The sequence below is a fragment of the Fibrobacter sp. genome, assembly GCF_045112255.1.
Taxonomy (GTDB): Bacteria; Fibrobacterota; Fibrobacteria; order Fibrobacterales; family Fibrobacteraceae; genus Fibrobacter.
In genome coordinates, this window is record NZ_JBGUHR010000025.1 from 71925 (window position 1) to 91040 (window position 19116).

9 protein-coding genes and 1 pseudogene are annotated in these 19116 nt (G+C 47.6%); 6 read left to right on the plus strand and 4 right to left on the minus strand.

Annotated elements, in window-relative coordinates; translation table 11 throughout:
• Positions 1 to 64: 64 nt before the first annotated feature.
• Together ACJMM9_RS02410 and ACJMM9_RS02415 are read right to left on the minus strand one after the other, a co-directional pair.
• Positions 65 to 1009 (minus strand): annotated as a pseudogene (locus ACJMM9_RS02410) (ABC transporter permease subunit); the annotation flags it as partial.
• 24 nt (positions 1010 to 1033) lie between these two features.
• Positions 1034 to 2014 (minus strand): ABC transporter substrate-binding protein, encoded by a 981-nt coding sequence (locus tag ACJMM9_RS02415; protein WP_405323506.1) that lies wholly within the window; start codon positions 2012 to 2014, stop codon positions 1034 to 1036.
• Between the two features lie 296 nt (positions 2015 to 2310).
• Between ACJMM9_RS02415 and ACJMM9_RS02420 the strand changes: the two genes are divergently transcribed.
• Both ACJMM9_RS02420 and atzF read left to right on the plus strand, forming a co-directional pair.
• Positions 2311 to 3309, plus strand: coding sequence for an ROK family protein (locus ACJMM9_RS02420; RefSeq protein WP_405323509.1), 999 nt, complete (start codon positions 2311 to 2313; stop codon positions 3307 to 3309).
• Positions 3310 to 3320: 11 nt separating this feature from the next.
• Positions 3321 to 5078, plus strand: a complete 1758-nt coding sequence (atzF, locus tag ACJMM9_RS02425) for an allophanate hydrolase (RefSeq protein WP_405323512.1) — start codon at positions 3321 to 3323, stop codon at positions 5076 to 5078.
• Between the two features lie 4 nt (positions 5079 to 5082).
• Here the strand turns inward: atzF and ACJMM9_RS02430 are convergent, their stop codons facing one another.
• Positions 5083 to 5349 carry a hypothetical protein gene (locus tag ACJMM9_RS02430; RefSeq protein ID WP_088640874.1) on the minus strand — a complete coding sequence of 89 codons (267 nt, stop codon included), beginning with the start codon at positions 5347 to 5349 and terminating at the stop codon, positions 5083 to 5085.
• Positions 5350 to 5580: 231 nt separating this feature from the next.
• Here ACJMM9_RS02430 and uvrB point away from each other — a divergent pair, with 231 nt between their 5' ends.
• The 4 genes from uvrB (at position 5581) to gpmI (ending at position 11775) form a co-directional block, all read left to right on the plus strand.
• The gene (gene uvrB / locus ACJMM9_RS02435) at positions 5581 to 7812 is read left to right on the plus strand and encodes an excinuclease ABC subunit UvrB (protein WP_405323516.1); all 2232 of its coding nucleotides are present in this window, start codon (positions 5581 to 5583) and stop codon (positions 7810 to 7812) included.
• A 168-nt stretch (positions 7813 to 7980) separates the two neighbouring features.
• Positions 7981 to 9054: a hypothetical protein gene (locus ACJMM9_RS02440; protein ID WP_405323519.1), complete on the plus strand. Its 1074-nt coding sequence runs from the start codon at positions 7981 to 7983 to the stop codon at positions 9052 to 9054.
• Positions 9055 to 9277: 223 nt separating this feature from the next.
• Positions 9278 to 10021 carry a 2,3-diphosphoglycerate-dependent phosphoglycerate mutase gene (gene gpmA, locus ACJMM9_RS02445; RefSeq protein ID WP_173353400.1) on the plus strand — a complete coding sequence of 248 codons (744 nt, stop codon included), beginning with the start codon at positions 9278 to 9280 and terminating at the stop codon, positions 10019 to 10021.
• Between the two features lie 119 nt (positions 10022 to 10140).
• The gene (gene gpmI, locus ACJMM9_RS02450) at positions 10141 to 11775 is read left to right on the plus strand and encodes a 2,3-bisphosphoglycerate-independent phosphoglycerate mutase (protein ID WP_073443165.1); all 1635 of its coding nucleotides are present in this window, start codon (positions 10141 to 10143) and stop codon (positions 11773 to 11775) included.
• Positions 11776 to 11897: 122 nt separating this feature from the next.
• Here the strand turns inward: gpmI and ACJMM9_RS02455 are convergent, their stop codons facing one another.
• Entirely contained in the window at positions 11898 to 19112 is a 7215-nt protein-coding gene (locus tag ACJMM9_RS02455; protein ID WP_405323522.1) for a hypothetical protein, read from the minus strand.
• Between the last annotated feature and the right edge of the window lie 4 nt (positions 19113 to 19116).

Genomic DNA, 19116 nt, shown 5'->3' on the forward strand with positions numbered 1-19116 from the left:
ACGTGAAAACATTATCCTTTGGGGCAAGAATTTCTTTCTTGATCTTAGAGCTGACACCCACGCGGCCACCTTCCCAGGCAAAGAAATCACGACCGAGGAAGTTGAGGATCATATCGCAACCAAGTCCAATGATGCCCAAGATGATGATGGCAGCATAGACGTTGTCAAAGTTGCGGTACTTCGCCTGCTGATTGATAAACCAGGTAATGCCAGAACTCGTTCCCACCACTTCTGCGACAATGAGGTAAGTCCAAGCCCAACCCAAAAGAATGCGCATATCCTTGTACATCTTCGGAGCGATATCGGGCAATACAACCTTGAACATAATACGCATCGGCGATGTTCCCAAAGTACGGGCCGCTTCGATGAGAGTCGAATCTACGCGACGCGTCGTGGCGCACAGCATCGGAACTTGCTGAAAGAATGTACCGATGATGATAATCGCAATCTTGGGAGCATCATTGATGCCGAGGATGGCAACCGCCAAAGCTCCAAACACAGGCGCCGGGAAATACCGGAAAAATTCGATAAACGGACCTGTCAGCTTTTCAAAGAACGGAACTGCGCCACACGCAACACCTAGAGGCACACCAATCAAGCTCGAAAGCAAAAATGCAAGGAACACAATCTTGATTGAATGCAGAATGCTTTCGTAAAACCAGACATCACCATCGCGCTTCGGTTCGGTCATAAAAGCCGTGACGAGAGCTTTTGCAACCTTGTGCGGAGCCGGAAGATAAGCGGGATTCACGCGGATTCCCGTCATAGGCTTTTCATTAGCTTCAAGGAGATTCCGGTTCTCTTCTTCAAAGTTACTGCGTTCAATTTCGTCACCCGGTTGGCAAAACATGCTTCCGCCGGCATCGACGACCTTGACGAGCGGGTGGTACACAAAGGGGACGTAACTCACCACGCTCCAGATGGCAAGGGGAATGATGAACGAGAGTACCGTCAGCACAGTCGTCCACTTTTTCCCAACATGCTTTTGAATTCCAATCGGGTTTACCATGATTATTCCATTTTTAAAGGTTCATTATTTCGTCTTGAGGAAAGCTTCCGTAAACGAAGGGATGATATAGCGGTCGACATTCACGCTTTTGTCGTAAACCTTGTTCTTGACAAAGAAGGCGTCGACATTTTTGCTGGAGCCATAAATGGAGCTGTAGCCACTACCCTTCTTGAATCGTGCGGACGCTTCTTCTGCCGTCAAGAATCGAGTTCCACTCATAAACGTGGCATATTTCTTTTCGGAAATTCCCACTCGAGCTGCAAGGATCTTGACCGCTTCATCCTTATTTTTCGGGTCGTTCAAGAAGTCGATGACATCGTACCAAGCGGCAACAACCTTCTGCCATTCAGCCTTGTTTTTCATCAGCGATTCCTGAGAGACGGCAAGGACATCGTAGATGATTCCGGGTTCATTTGCGCTGGTATAAATCTCTTTAGATCCTTTAACGACTTCGAGAGCATTTACAGAGTGCGGAACCCAGGCAACAACAGCGGAAACTTCGCCACTTTCAAGAGTCTGCACCGCTTGATGCGTAGGCATGTTGACTAAAGTAATATCAGATTCCTTGAGTCCATTTTTCGTCAACGCATTGATCAAAAGCGCGTGAGAAAGGCATCCAATTTCGACACCGACTTTTTTGCCCTTGAGATCCTTAACAGAGTTGATTCCCGGAGCACCGATAATCTTGTCGTTACCATTACTGTAATCGTTGATCAAGATAATCGAGTTACGGGCGCCCGTAGCGTTCATCATCATCGCATCACCATTAGCCACCCCAACGGCATCGACCTGCTTAGCAGCAAACGCGTCCATAGACGGGCCGTAATCAAACCATTCCAGTTTAACATTGGCATCATGCTTTTTAAAGAAACCTTTTTTGTCGGCAATTTCCCAAGCGGTCCAACCCGGCCAATCACTGTAGGCAATTTTCAGCACAGGCTTTTGAGCATATACAGAAGCGGCGGCAACGGCAATGCATGTCAGAAGGATCTTTTTCAAATTCATATTTTCCTCACTTTTTGGATTTCTTTTCACAACACCAATAGCAAACGGTGTGCCAAAACTTTCAAACTGCCGTTTTTTCGTCAAAATCGCCACATTTCTGGAATTTATGGTTTTTGTAACAGTTCTGTAGCACCACACTTTGTAAAAGACTTTTAAAAAGTATAGGGGTATTTCACAGAATGTAAAACGACATTTTTATGCAAATAAAAGAATTTTTAGTCTATTCAAAAAATTTTTCAAAAAAAACTTTTTTAATGTCTTTACAAAAGTACCAAACCGTCATTATATTTTTGACCATGAAACAAACTAACACGACAGCCGATTTAAAGCAACATAATAAGCAAGCCATAAAAAAGGCATTACTTTCTTTGGGATCCGCAACCAAAGCAGAACTCGCTCAAGAAACAGGGCTGAGCGTTGTCACATGCGGTACCATTTTAAACGAATTAACAGCCTCCGGTGAAATCATCGAAGACGAACAAAGAATTTCTAGCGGAGGCCGCCCAGCAATGGCCTACCAGTACAATCACGAAAAAGGAAAAATTCTTTGCCTATTCGCCCACGCCGATCACGAAGGAAAATTCTTGCGTTACCGCGTTCAAGATACCGCCGGGAACATCAAGCAAAACGGAGCCTTTAGAGAAAAGAATCTTTCAGCAGAAGTCATCATTGCAAACATCCGAAAAATCTTGAAAAAGGAATCCGGCATAGGCGTCCTCGTCATCGGAGTACAAGGCTGCGTCAACAACGGAATAATCGAATTCTGCGACATCAAGGAACTTCGCGGGATCGACCTCGCCGAAAGAATCGAAGAGGCCGTCAAAATTCCGACCATCGTTGAAAACGACATGAACACGATTGCGCTAGGCTACTCCAAAGCAAACAGCGACGAGAAGAATGTCGCCCTGCTGTTCTTCCCCAAGGGAAACACGCCTGCCGGAGGCTTTATCGTCGATGGTAAAATTTTACGAGGGACTTCAAACTTGGCCGGAGAACTTTCGTACTTTCCGTTCAGCTTCGACAAGAACAGTCAAAACGCCGCATTCAGCGACATCGAATACGCCTCTCCCATCGTCAACCAGCTTGTTGTCGCCGCCACCGTATTTCTGGACCCCGCGCAGATTGTCATTACCGGCGGACTCGCCAACGAAATAAGCGAACAAGCCATCGTTCTACATCTGCGAAAACATTTGAATCGCCTACAGTTGCCGCGAATCATCATCAAACCCAATACCGAAAACGAATATTTCGCAGGACTCTACAGCCTTGCAATGGATTGCATACTGGAATCCTAAAAGGAGGTTTTATGGACCTTAGAATTTCAACTCTGCTAAATGCCTACCGCAATGGAACAACGACTCCACGCGCGGTCATCGAAAACATCCTTAAAGAAATGGACAAAGCGCCATCGCAGATTTGGATTAGCCGACTTTCTCGAGAAGCTCTCGAAAAATACTTGGAACCGCTTGAAAATTACAAAGCCATTCCTGCGGACAAGCCTTTATTCGGCATTCCTTTTGCCATCAAGGACAACATTGATTTCGAAGGTCTAGAAAGCACCTCAGCCTGCCCCGCTTACGCTTACAAGCCGCAAAAATCATCGTTCGTCGTAAGTCGTCTCATCGAAGCAGGCGCCATACCGCTTGGCAAAACAAACATGGATCAGTTCGCCACAGGGCTTGTCGGCGTCCGCAGTCCTTATGGTTCCATTCCAAACAAATTTGTACCCGAATACATTTCTGGCGGAAGCAGCAGCGGTTCTGCCGCAGCGCTCGCTTACGGATTATGCAGCTTTTCTCTCGGTACAGATACCGCAGGCTCTGGGCGCGTTCCCGCAGCCTTCAACAAACTGGTTGGTATAAAGCCGACTCGAGGATTGCTCAGCACAAGCGGCGTTATTCCGGCCTGCCGAAGCCTTGATTGCGTAAGCATATTTGCGCTAGATACTAATGACGCCCAAGAAGTTTTGAACATTGCACAAGGCGAAGATAGCGAAGACCCATATTCTCGCGAAGCGCCATGGATTCACGGAGAAGCCAATCGCACACGCCTCCCTGAAAAATGGGCATTCGGTGTTCCGGACAAATTGGAATTTTTTGGAAACGAAGGTTACCGCAAAGCATTCGAAAAGACTGTACAAGCATTCGAAAAAGCAGGCGGCACCAAGGTCATTATTCCATTCGAGCCATTCCTCAAGGCAGCGAAGCTCCTTTACGAAGGCCCGTGGGTATTCGAGCGCTACAACGCCGTAGGAAAGTTTATCGAAGAACACCCGGATGAAATCCATCCGGTCACAAAATCAATTATCATGCCCAAGCGTACCCCGCACCCTTCTGAAGTTTTCGAAGGGTTCCACACGCTGCAAGCTTACAAGAAAATTGCAGACAAGATTATCTCATCCGTAGACTTTTTGCTCACACCCACCGCAGGGACCATTTACAAGACCGCCGATGTCGAAAAGAACCCCATCGAACTAAACTCGAATTTAGGGTACTACACCAACTACATGAATTTGCTGGATTATTCCGCATTGGCGATTCCTTCCGAAGACGCCTTCTGCGAAAACGGGAATACATCAAGCCTCCCGTTTGGCGTGACTCTCGTCGGGAAAGCATTCGACGACTACAAACTGCTCGACGCCGCTAAGAAAGTAGAAGGTTATCTCGCCTCAAAAATTCCACTTGCCGTTTGTGGAGCGCACCTCAAAGGATGCCCTCTTCACAAAGAACTTTCCCGTGCCGTTTTTCTCGAAGCTACCAATACCGCCCCCGAATACAAGATGCTCGCCTTGAGCGGTCCAATTCCCAAGCCAGCCCTCATCGCAGCATCCAATGGCGAAGGCCAAAGTTTCTACATCGAGATTTACGGACTTTCAGCACAAGACTTCGGCGAATTCGTCAAGCGCGTTCCCGCCCCACTCTCAATTGGAAAAGTAAAAACTATTGACGGGAGATTCGTTTCGGGATTCGTAGCCGACAGTTCCGTCCTAGAACTGTATCGAAAGGGCAAAGCGAAAGACATTTCGGAATACGGAGACTGGAGAAAATACAGAAATTCTCTTTAGATTTCTACAAATAGCTCTTAAACTTCGGAGTTGGAGCTTCAGCGGGCTTTTTCTTGGGCACATAAATCTTTATCGCGTACACGTTAAAGTCCGTCTCGGCGACGATATCGCCTTCTTGCAAGTCTTCGTAAACATCGATTTCTATTTCGACGCCATCGCGTGCAATGCAGCGGATAGAACGCGCCGTCAGTTCCTCACGCAAAAGAGGAACATCGACCACTTTCTTGTAAGTGCCGTGATGAGTCGTACCAAGAATTCGATTGCAAAGCATGAAATGCAATATAGAAATTTCAAAGCAAGACTTCACTGGATTGAGCTGAAGCTCCAACTCCTTGGCTCGGTTATAAAAATGATCAAGCTCATTTTTGCAACGCTCGCCTTCTGAGTTGTCTTCGACTTCGGGCTACGCCCTTCGCTCAGGATGACAAGCTTAATTTCACTTACTATTTTTTCTCTCGTCTTTAGTCTGTAGGACCGCAGGTCCGTTCTCTCGTCTAAAATTATGGCACGCGCACGTAAGACTATTACTCCTGATCCGTATGCAAAACCGATAGCGAAACCGCTACCGCCTTCCAAGAGCTTGCCCGGAAAACTCAAGCAGTTCCAGGCGCCCACTCGTGCGGATTTTGACCTCGTTAGTCCTTACGGTGCCGCAGGCGACCAGCCCAAAGCCATCGAAGAGTTGACCGAAGGTTTCAAGAACGGCGAACAGTTCCAGACGCTTCTCGGCGTGACCGGTTCCGGCAAGACTTTCACGATGGCAAACGTCATCAAGAATGTCGGCAAGCCAACGCTCATCCTCACGCACAACAAGACACTCGCCGCCCAGCTCTATCAGGAATTCAAGTCGTTCTTCCCGAACAACGCGGTAGAATACTTCGTGAGCTATTACGATTACTTCCAGCCCGAAGCGTACATTCCGCACACGGACACGTTCATCGAAAAAGACGCTAGCATCAACGATGAAATCGACAAGCTCCGCTTGCGAGCTACGGCCAACTTGCTCACCCGCCGCGACGTCATCATCGTCGCTTCCGTGAGCTGCATTTACGGTTTGGGAAGCCCGAGCGAATACTTCGACTTGATGGTCCGCATCAAGAAGGGCGACATTTACGACCGCGACAAGATTCTGCGAGACCTTGTCCACATCCAGTATTCACGCAACGACTTTAGCCTCGACCGCGGCACATTCCGCGTCCGTGGCGACGTCATCGAAGTCCACCCGAGTTACGACGAAGACGGGCTGCGCATCGAGCTTTTCGGCGACGAAGTCGATCGCCTCTGCCGCTTTAACATTGTCACCGGCGAAGTCATCAAGGAAGTCGAAGAACTCACCATCGCCCCCGCAAAGCACTTTGTGACCAAAGAAGAAAATCGCGCGGGCATGCTGCAACGCATCCAGATGGAACTGACCGAACGCCTTGCGGAACTCGACAAGGAAGGCAAGGTGCTGGAATCGGCCCGCCTTTCGAGCCGCACACGCTACGATATGGAAATGCTCCGCGAAACCGGCATGTGCAACGGCATCGAAAACTACTCGCGCATCATCGAAGACCGCGCCCCGGGCACACGCCCCTTCACGCTTATTGACTACTTTGGCGACGATTGGCTCTTGATGATCGACGAATCGCATGTGAGCATTCCGCAAGTAGGCGGCATGGCCGAAGGCGACAAATCCCGCAAAACGACGCTTGTGCAATACGGGTTCCGCCTCCCCTGTGCTCTCGATAACCGCCCGATGAACTTTGCCGAATTCGAGTACATGTACCCGAAACAGGTGCTTTTTGTGAGCGCCACCCCCGGCGACTACGAACTGAAAAAGACAAACGGCGTTGTCACGGAACAGATCAACCGACCGACCGGGCTTCTGGACCCGAAAATCGAGCTATTCCCGATCCAAGGGCAAATGGACGTGCTCCTGTACCGCATCGAAGAAGTCGTCAAAAACGGCGACCGCGTGCTCGTCACGACGCTTACCAAGAAGATGGCGCAAGACCTCACGGAATTTTTCATCGAAGCTGGAGTCCGCGCGAAGTACCTCCACAGCGACATCAAGACGCTCGAACGCCACGAACTCATCCGTGGACTGCGCAGTGGCGAATTTGACGTACTCGTGGGCATCAACCTCTTGCGCGAAGGCCTCGACCTCCCCGAAGTGAGCATGGTCGCGATTCTCGATGCCGACAAAGAAGGCTTTTTGCGCAACTACCGCAGCCTCATCCAGACGATGGGCCGCGCAAGCCGCAACGTGAACGGCACGGTACTCCTATTCGCTGACAACATGACCGAAAGTCTGCAAAAAGCTATCGACGAAACGAACCGCCGCCGCGGCCTCCAGGAAGAATTTAACGCCGAGCACCATATCACGCCTAAGTCAGTCACCCGCAAGATTGAAGAAGACTTGCGAATCATCGACCCGCTTGAGGATGAATTAGGAGATAGGAATTCGGAATTCGGAATTGATGATGATTCCACAGACTTCACCCCCGGTATCCGCCCGATGGAACCGTTGCAGCCCTCGCGATTTAGACGAGAGAACGCTCGCAAGCGAGCTACAGACGAGGGACGAAAGAATGCAGCAACCGGCAATCGTCATCCTGAGCTCCGCGAAGGATCCAGTGAAGTCCAGTCCAAGCTTGCCGACCTGGAACGTCAAATGAAGGAAGCGGCAGCCCGCCTCGACTTCGAAGAAGCCGCCCGAATCCGCGATATTATACGCTCGTTCGACGCTTAGTGTATAATTTTGTTTACAAAACTATTATAATTTAAATCACATTCGCATACACGCCAATAAAGTAATGTAAATTCATTTTTGTATTATTATAAAAAGTTAATTTCCTGGTACGTTTTCTACAATTTTTGTTTATTTTTCACTAAAAGGTTACTTAAAAAGGGTATTACAATGAGTTCTAAATTTACAACACCTCTTCTTTTTTCATCGGTTATTGCATTAGGCACATTGGGATTCGTTGCTTGTGGTGAAAGTGGCGGGGATGGCCCGATCCAGCCGCCTAATCCGCAGAATTCATCTTCTAGCGTATGGGTACCACCAGAACCCTCCGAAAATACCGCTATTTTATTTACAAATGCTGAAATTCTATCTCAATCCCTAAACTACGTCAAGTTCGACGGTATTTTAAGGCTTGAATTAAACGACTCCTCCTCCGTAGAAGACATGGACGCAGCCCATTTCACAAAGGTTACGGTAAATGTCGTCAACGTTGCTACAGGAACCTTGATGGGATCTGCAGAGTTCAGGGATGAACAAGGCAATTCCCTCGGCAATGTGCTTGACGTTGATGCGCTCGGCCGCACAACAGTCGATCTTGGCGCATACGCCCTCCAGACAAACCTCGACGATCCAGGCTATTCCGCATGCGGCGATTTTAAGCTCATGATCTTCGCAGAAGCTACTGACGGATATATCGAATCCAATAAACTCGATTCCATTCCGTTTACGCGTCCAGAAGCCAAGTGCAAGATTCCGGAAAGCTCTTCTTCAAGCGAAGCTGCTCCGACAAATCCGCTTGACACCATGACTGTCTTGTTCAGTACGGCTTATGGAAAGTGCATCAATATGGCTACTGGCGAAATCACACAGACCGAAACTGGCGATATTTGCTTTACTCGCGTCGACAGCAAGGGTAAAGTCAACGTCAGCAGCGCAACGGACATCAAATTCGCAATCTACGACAACTTGGCCCGCGAACCGAAGGCTGACGACTGGGGCCGCGAATGGCTTCCGGAAGACGATCACGCCCAGCCGACTACTGACGACTTCCTCTATCAGGAAAGCGCTCTTCAGCCCACAATTACGGACATAACCAAGGCCGGTGACGTATTCTTCGTCGCAATCGCTCCGAACTACCAGCCGAGTACCGGTGCAGGATTCTACGCTTTCGTTATCTTGAAGAACACCACTCCTGACGGAAACGGCGACGTAGAATTGACCTTGCATTTCTACAAAAAGAAATAACCGTCTAAATACGGAATCTCATTAAAAAGACCTCCCCCGTGGAGGTCTTTTTTGTATTTAGCTATTTCGCACCATCTTATTTTGAATAACATGGTATAAAATTTAAATTAGACAAATCTAACTTTATTATATAAATCTAATTTTATTAGTCTATTCTAATTTTTATCAAATTATTTTCTATAATTAAATCGTGATGATTAAATAGAATAGGAGAATCCTCATGATTAAACTCGTGCTTGTACGCCACGGCGAAAGCGAATGGAACAAGAAGAACCTCTTTACGGGATGGATGGACGTAGACCTCAGCGAAAAGGGTCACGAAGAAGCGGCTGCCGCAGGCCAACTCTTGAAGGCTGAAGGTTACGATTTCGACCTCTGCTACACCTCTTACCTGAAACGCGCCATCCACACGCTGAACCACATGCTTGATGAAATGGACCGCGCCTGGCTCCCAGTCGTAAAGAGCTGGAAACTGAACGAACGCCACTACGGGGACTTGCAGGGCAAGAACAAGTCCGAAGCCGCCGAAAAGTTCGGAGAGGATCAAGTGAAAATCTGGCGCCGCTCATTTGACATCAAGCCGCCCGTGCTTGCCGATGATGACGAACGCAGCGCAAAGAAGCAGGCCATGTACCGCGATGTCGATGAATCGTTCCTCCCACAGAACGAAAGCCTCGAAACGACAATTGCCCGCGTGATCCCTTACTACCTTGAAGAAATCAAGCCTCAAATGAAGGCCGGCAAGCGCATTGTGATCGCGGCACACGGCAATTCCCTACGCGCACTGGTGATGTACCTCGACAAGATGAGCAAGGAAGAAGTTCTCGGCCTGAACATTCCGACAGCGACCCCGCTTGTTTACGAGTTTGACGACAACTTGAACCCGGTAAAGCACTACTACCTGGGTGACCAGGAAGCTCTCAAAGCCAAGATGGAAGCCGTCGCAAACCAGGGCAAGAAAAAGTAGCGCGCCATATCATTGTGTCTTTGGAAAACTCGGAACCAATAGGTTCCGGTGTTTTCTAAATTTGTGCTCGGAATTAATTTCAGAGGCCAAATGCAGGGCCGTGTACAAGGAGACACAACATGCTCAAGAAGCTTTCCAATTTCCCTGGCATCAAGGGACCCGTTGTCACAATCGTGATGGACGGTTTTGGTATCACCGATAAGGTTGAAGGCAACGCCATCAAGGCAGCCCGCACCCCGACTCTCGACAACCTCTTCAAGATGTACCCGAACGTCCTCCTGAAGGCTCACGGCCGCGCCGTCGGCATGCCGACCAACGAAGACATGGGTAACTCCGAAGTCGGCCACAACGCCATCGGTGCTGGCCAGGTTTACAACCAAGGTGCAGCTCTCGTTGCAGACGCCATCAACAGTGGCGACATCTTCGGCCGCGACGCCTGGAAGGAAATCTCCGGCAACGTTCGTGAAAAGAACACCGTTCTCCACTTCATCGGCCTCTTCAGCGATGGTAACGTCCACTCCAACATCGCTCACCTCAAGGCCATGGTTGCTCAGGCCAAGAAGGAAGGCGTCAAGAAGGTTCGCGTTCATATCCTCCTCGACGGTCGTGACGTTCCGGAAACCTCCGCACTCGATTACGTTGGCCCGTTCGAAAAGTTCCTCGACGAACTCCGCTCTCCGGAATTCGACGTCTGCATTGCTAGCGGCGGTGGCCGTATGCAGATCACCATGGACCGTTACAACGCTAACTGGAAGATGGTGGAACTCGGCTGGAAGACCCACGTGCTCGGCGAAGGCCGCTATTTCGACAACGCTACGCAGGCTATCGAAACCCTCCGTGGCGAAACCAAGGCTATCGACCAGGACCTCCCGCCGTTCGTGATTGCTAAGGACGGCGCTCCGGTTGGCACCATCAACGATGGCGACTCCGTGGTGTTCTTCAACTTCCGTGGCGACCGCGCTATCGAAATCACGCGCGCCTTCGAAGAAGAATCCTTCAATGAATTTGATCGCAAGCGCTTCCCGCACGTCTGCTACGCAGGCATGCTCCAGTATGACGGCGACCTCAAGCTCCCGAACCGCTTCCTCGTTCCGCCTCCGGCCATCAAGGAAACCAGCGGCGAATGGCTTGCCGAAACCGGCGTGAAGCAGTTCGCTTGTTCCGAAACGCAGAAGTACGGCCACGTGACCTACTTCTGGAATGGTAACCGTTCTAGCAAGTTTGACGGCGAAACCTACCTCGAAATTGAATCTGACGTTGTTCCGTTCGAACAGCGCCCGTGGATGAAGGCTGCCGAAATCACCGACGCCATGATCGAAGCTTTGAAGAGCGGCAAGTACCAGACTCTCCGCTGCAACTTCCCGAACGGCGACATGGTGGGCCATACCGGTTCCTTCCGCGCTGCAACGATGGCTATCGAAGCTGTGGACATCGGTCTCGCCCGTTTGCTCCCGGTGATCGACGCTCTCGGTGGTGTTGCCATCATCACGGCAGACCACGGTAACGCTGACGAAATGTACGAAATCGACAAGAAGACCGGCATGCCGAAGGTCAACAAGGATGGTTCCTTCAAGGCCAAGACGAGCCACACGCTCAACAAGGTGCCGTGCATCCTTTACGATAACGTCACTGGCGGCAAGCTCGGCCTCAAGGAAGGCGACTGGGGTCTTTCCAACATCGCTGCAACGACGGCCAACCTCCTCGGCCTCGAAAAGCACGAAGCTTGGGACGATTCCATGCTCATCATCAAGTAATCATTGTGACTGGATTGCCACGCCACTTCGTGGCTCGCAATGACGTTCAAGGCGAGAGCAATCCAAAAGCATTAAAAAAGGAACCCGCGAGGGTTCCTTTTTTGCATTGTCCTATTTCTTATTTACCAATCTAATTTGCACGTCAAATCGTTGGGAGCATCCTCATTGATATTTAGGATATAATCCATATCACCCAGAAGTTCGCAAGCACTACCGTAATTTCGAGTGTTGTACGCAGGAATTCTAATCTCGCAATCGCCAATAGATCCGACAACACGATCATAAGGTTCCGTCTGATCCACATTGCAATACAATTTATGACCTGAGCTGAATGCCGCCGTATAAACTTCATTTGCCCCCGGTCCAAAAGGAACAAATTCATACGTCAACTTTGTACCAACTCCAACATAATCCGGATCATACTCACAGTCGTACAGTTTTATATCGCCATATACCGAGCAATTTTCCGGAATTTCCATATTCAGAGTCAACTGTTTCGGAATCGTATTATCAAAGTAAATTCCACATTCAATTTCGCGTCCGTTGACCTTGAACTTATGAGGCATACCATCTTCACAACGGCATGCTTCTTTTTCAATTTTGGCATTCGCACAAAGCTTGCCCACTTTGACATCATGGCAGCCAGCGACAAAAGTCTTGTTCAACGATACATCTTTTTTATCATACGAAATCAAATAGTCATCACCAGTCGAACGACATCCGGAATTCGCATAAACAATATCGAACAGGCAGGATTTCGAGGATTTCATCGCGTCGGTAACCGTCAATCGATACCTCTTCGTTCCACCCGAATTTGCACCCTTAAAGGAAATCCTTTCGCCATTGTAATTGGATCCAGAACCTCCAACCACGCTGATGTAATCATCAGAGCCAGAAGAATTTTGCATTTCTATACGGTACGAACAATTCGAATTGCAGCCGGTCACGGAATAAGGCTGAACGTTAATCGTCTCTCCAGGCTCCACATCCGTTTGCGTTGCAATATTGCAATCCAGTTCAAAATCCGAAGTTCTTTCTACAACAACGCGGCAGCTGCGGCTTTCAAGATCTTCGTGTCCCAACGTAAACGTGTATTCCTTACTGCTGCTCACGTAAGATTCCGTAACCGTAACAGGGCCAGATGTATAGCCACTTGACGGGGAAATCGAAGCATCTCCAGAAACACTCCAGAAGCACTTTCCATCATCGCAGCCTACAACCTTGGAAGGGGTCATTTCAAAAGTTTCACTATAGCCGTCAACAGAAATGAAGGAAGGGCATTCCAGTTCCAAATCATCCTTTTCCTCAGGTGGCGTATAGCGGGCTTCACACCCATGACTTCCATTCAGGTCGCCATTTACAATAAACTTAATTGTATTGATTCCCTTGGAGAATGGCACCGAGGACAAATCTACGCTGATTTCCGAAGCAGTCTCATTTTCATAGACTTGCTGAGCGCTACCAATCGGGAAACCCAACTGATCCGTAACATAAATCTGACCGGACCAGCTTTCGCCTTCAAGGAGATTCACCTTTGCCGTAAACACCTTCGTATCTTCATCAATGACACAGTTCGAAGCTTCAGCCTTTCCTTGAACGTCTTCGACAACAAAACTACAATCCGAATTTTCTTTTCCACCCGAAGAAACTGTAAAGCTGTATTCTCCAGCGCGGAGCATTTTTGACGGAGTATTCAGATCATTGAACGTGTAGGTTTCATCAGAAGAACCCTTCTTTTTGGTATTACCGCTGGCGACATTTTCACCTTCAAAGCTAATCGAATAAGAGCAACCACCTTCGGGGCAGTTCGTAAACGATATATTCAAAGGCGGGACACCAGCGCCACGCTTGACAGTATTTTTCGTTTCATCAATATTGCAGGCGATTTCAAGAGGAATCAGTTTATACGGATCGCATGTAAGCTCTTCGTTTTCCTGATCCGTTCCCGTGCCTTTAGAAGCTTTAATTGTAAACTCATAAGTTTGTTCAAAGTCATCTTTTGAATACAGATCTTCTTCTTTTAAGCGGAAAGTCTTTTGGCAGCCCGTTGGTTCCTTGCCCCCCACAAATTCAGCGTTTGATATTACAGGCTTTTCAACCGTACAGTAATCCGCGTTATTCACATCAGCCGAGATATCCCAATACGTACCATTATACTGCACCTTGCAAGAATTTATGCTAAGCGCGTTAGGGCAGCTCGTTTTCAGCTGGTTCAATTCAACAAAGCCACCATCAATCACCTTTATGTTTACACGCATCACATGCTGCGGATCAAAGCCATCTTCATTCGATATACCGTTCACATCAATAGATAGATTTCCATCCATTGAAGTTGTATAGAACGAGGAAAGGATTCCTTTCTTATCCGTAAACGAAATTCGCATATTGAAATTGTTGGGATTGTTAAGCCCTACCAGAAGTTTCGATTTACGGACATTCACGCCATCTTCATTTGAAACGGCAAAACTACAGGAATCCGTGCAGACGACATTTTCTGTGCTATTCAAGAAATCAATATTCTTGGAGCACATCATAATATCGCCAACATAGAATTCACCACAAGACTGGACTGCAAGCAAGGATGACGGCACCTCAGTCTTGACACTAGGAGGACATTCCAGAGAGACTTTAGCATCCATCGCAAAGCCACCTAGTTTAGATTCGACATCTTGATAATAATAGCCATGCTTGCCTTCTGTAGCAAAGCGATAGCTGGATCCTTCAAGTTCCGAGCCGTTATCCCAATAATAGCCTAAGCCATTTCCCATAAAGCACTGGTAACGCTGATAGAGCAAGCCCATATTAAAGTTCGGCATCGTCGGAATTAGCCGGATCATCGTCGTATTGTCACAGCCATTGTAATAATACTTTATTTGGCATTTTTTATAGCTGTTCATCGTGTACGAGCTAACGCCCACCCAGGGTGTTACATATTCATTCTGAGGAACAACGCCACCCAGGTAGTTCGTTTTAAACGAGCAGACCAACTTAGGATGATCCCAGCAGGCATTATCGCCATAAGCCGAATTCGACCAGGAAATATCGTACAGCTTAAAGTCCTTATTCGAAAGCTTAAATCCAGAATGTTCATGGAAGGCATCGTTCAGCAAAAGCGTCGAACCAAACAATTCGCCAAGATCAAACATAAACTCCGTTGAAGATTTTGTAATAGAATTACCATCAAGCTGCAAATCCGCAACGACAACATTACTCTGGATTTTGAGGACAAGGGCAATCTTTGTCAAATTGGTAAATCCGCCCGTTTCAGAAACATTCCATTCGTTTGTAGAAAGGAACCTTTCGACACAGGCGCCGTCTTCATCAGAAGCCGTCTGCCCCTTGACATAGCAGAGTTTTGCGTAGACATACGGAGAGAAAGCACCACCCGCATGCTTGCCATAGACGCTCAAGGAATAGTATTCCGAGCCATCATCGTTCGATCTAAAGATAAAGCCTGAATTGGAAAAGTCGTTCGTAACTGTATTGACATCGATAATCGCTGTAGAGAAAATGGAAGTGAGCGTACCATTGCTGCCATTTTCTTTCGTATTGAGAATGACACTCTGCGAGCCATTCGGTTCTTCCGCAGAAGCGTCCGAAGCCGCATTAGCGGCGATGTAGTTGTTCGAAATAGAAGGTTCCAAAAGATCGCCAGACTTAACCGTGGTGCAAACACGTTTTCTGCACTGGAGACGGCAAGCCTTATAATTTTCAGTAGAGCAGTTGCACGAAGAATAGTCCCAATGGCATGAAGATGTCGCCTGCCTATTGTCATAGACCATCACCCAGTCGGGATTTGCGCCATCTTCGAGTCCGGCCCAGTGCTTAGCCTCTGAAATCTTGCAGGACTGTCCCGGATTTGGATTAGAAAAACACACATCGATACAGCGCGGAAAATCGTCGCTCTTATCGCAGAACGCTGTAAATCCATTGTTATTTTCATCTGGTGCAAAATCTTCGTAGAAACAATGAGTATCGTGGTCGTTATAGTTAGCAACGATAGAATAGCTATCCGACGCATAAATTGTAAGTCTACGGCCTTCATTGGCGACATTGCTCGGTTCAGACGAGAAATGCGTAAAATGGTCCGACCCGGCATCATCACCAACCTTCAATTCATAATAGTTGCCGGCATAAATCGGATAATCGCAAATTTCACCTTTTCGGCATGTATAAATTTTACGGGCTTCCCCATTTAAGCCAGTCTTAGAAGATACATCAACATAATTACCCGAATCTTCGGCACCGTTAAACTCGATATGCAAATTATACTGTTTACGCTTTATCGATGCGTAAAGGTATTCCTTGTCATTCTTTGCAGAGATGATCTTATTGTTCGGCGGCATGATGACTTCACAATAAGTATCATCGAAACTATCAGACTTTTTCAATGTAACCGGCGTCGTAATATAAATACTACAGAACCATTTTCTGTTCAGCTCGTCAGTATTGCAGCCAACACCTTCTGCGGTTACCCACGTAACCCCATCTTTAACAAGGCTTCCACAATCTGGAGCCTGGATCTTATTATGCAATTCGCCACCCGGCTTGCAAGCATCGTCATCCTTGTGTTCAGGCAAACTGCAATACGTTCCAACTTCTCGACGTTCCACCGTAAACGAACCTTCAGCAACAACGCTCATCGTTGTAGGGCCTGCCGGTGCAATCGTACAGTTTTCACAAGGTTCCACCAGCTGAAATTCAATAGAACCCATCTCCGATGCGGTTTCATCCATTTTCACTTCGAATGCCGTCATGTTACCAGAGACAGGCATTGTATATAGCTTAGAGCCATCCGCATTTTCCTTCTTGGGAGTCGCCCCAGTAACGGTCCAGCCTTCCGGTTCACGGGACTGGTAGATATCAACCGTCGCAGGCTTTGATTTTGTGGATCGCAAATTCACAAGGACCGAATGTCCCTTAGTAATTTCAGCAGAAGTCCTATCAAATGAAATTTCCGGGACATCGCCAGCAGAACCGCTAACGACAACATAAAATCCCATTTTCTCATAGTTATTGCTTGTGTAATTACAGCTAAAGACGTCCTGCGGGAGAGTCGTACCATACAGCTTAAACTTTTCAACAGCGGGAAGCCCCGTTGGGCTACAGGACACGTTGTTCGGATTCTTTTGTTCATTCGCGCCATTCAAATTCACGACATTGTAATAATCCGAAAGGCTGCCTTTAGCATCTCTTGGCAGATAGATAATTCGTGGCATTATGAGAATCGAAGGTTTCACATTTTCAGTATTACCGCCATAAGATTCTTCATTTTTATATTCAGATTCTATCGTAATTTTCAATTGGGACGAGACTGCGACATAAACAGTATCGCTCAATTCAGAGCTTCCCGATGTCGTCGTAGCGCCACTAGTCTTATTGGCCAGTTTTTCAAATTCCTCGTTTCCAATAATGAACCCGGCTGATTGCACAGCTTCGACAACTTCAGCCTTGTACTTGAAGTTGTTATGGCCTTGATATTTCAAAAGCGTCGAGCCATTGTCCATAATGACGCAACCTTCGACATTCATCTCCTGGACTTCATCAATATCGCCTCTGGAATAGATGAAATAATTCATCACTTTGCCGTCGCCCTTTAGCAAGCCGGCACCTGATTCAAGAAATAGCAGAACCACGGAATTTTCAGTCGTTGCAGGCATCATGACCATGTGACCGTCACCCAGTTTCGAACGCGCATATAAGACAAATTTGCCATCCAAGGTCTTAGTCGGGTCCACCTTTTCAATTTCATTCCATTCCAGAATCAAGAAACCATTGTACAATTCATTTTCGCCCGCCTTCGCATAGCATTCATTGATCTTCTGAATATGGTTATCGTCCATATTGAACACGGTATCGATTTCACAGAACTTATTCATGGTTTTCGTTGTCCACAAATCTTCGTTATTCAGCAAAATAGGCACCGGAACTTCACCATCAGGGCCAATAAGTCCCTGATAAGTGTACATCTTTTTGAGGCGAGACCAATATTCATCGCCAATTGCTTTTAACAGCGGGTCTGACTCACTCCACTTGGAAACCCTACGGTTTTCAATGCCCTTCGTCGCACTAAAAGAAAAATATCGTTTATCTTGAGGTCTTGGCCCCATAGCCTCCAAAGCCGTCGTTCCCTCGACAAATACGCCATATGGCTTCTGAGCAAATCCAAATCCCTGATTCTGATTCATCAAAATCGTATTGGCCGTGGTATAGCTCATCACTTTTCCAGACAAGCTAAACGAATAATTGTTCTGCAAATCCATTTTGCCATCCATTGTCGGAGGCAAGACAAGATTATTTCCCACCTTAAACGAAGAAACGGTACCGCCGCCGGTACTGCTGAAATAATTCATCTCATTCTTTGTCCAGCTGGCCCTATCCGTAAAGACCATGTTCTTTTTTACGCCAACACCTTTTGAATTATCATCAGTACCGCGTTCCATGTGTCCATTGACAGTAAAATTACCAGCAACCTTGATATCGCAATTCGGCGGGACACTTCCACCGACATAAAGGTCTCCGCAAACAGCAATAATGCCGCCTTCGCAGGTGCCAACCGAGCCGCCAATATAAACAATAAGGGTATCATCATTGGCGTCAGGATCTTTGCAGTTTGCATAGTTATTGGAGTTCCTGTCCATATCGACATTTCCAAAATAAATGCTGCCCTTGTTCCTGAAATTGCCGCCAACATACAAGTCACCGCCCATATTTGCAGAACCTTGGAACGAAAAATCGCCCGTCACCAAAAGAGGTTTTGAAATCGACGGGACGTTGTTGTCTTCGCCAAAATCACCATTGACAATGGCGGATTCCATCGCGTCATCGCCAGTAATACCTTTGGTTTTACCAAAGAAGGCCCTATCAAACGATATGCTTATTTTCTTCTCGGGAACTTTCACCTGGTAAAGTCCCGAAATTTTCATAATCGCAACTTCGCTGTGCTTGGTGCCATTACGAGATTCACCTGTCGAAAGGATTTTCACCGTGTAAGGAGACGAATTTGATTCAGCACCGACAAGCCAGACATCGAATTTCTGATTATCGCTATCAATATTATTGCCAAGTACATTGTTCAAATGAACCGGCTTGTGCCCGTTCCCTCTGAACTGCCGGATAATTGCACCCGTTTCATTTCCGTGGTACGTCATCCATGTACGTGCAGATGTAATGCCCGCCAAAGCCGCTTGACGCGCTTCATTGCGCATCAGGCGCGCCGCACTCGAACGGCCTTCAGAATTCAGCCACTTAAAAGTCGCCGTAGCAGCAATCGTTGCCACGAGCATGAACAAGAGCACCGTTATAAGGGATACACCCTGCTTAAAATTTTTCTGCATAAAC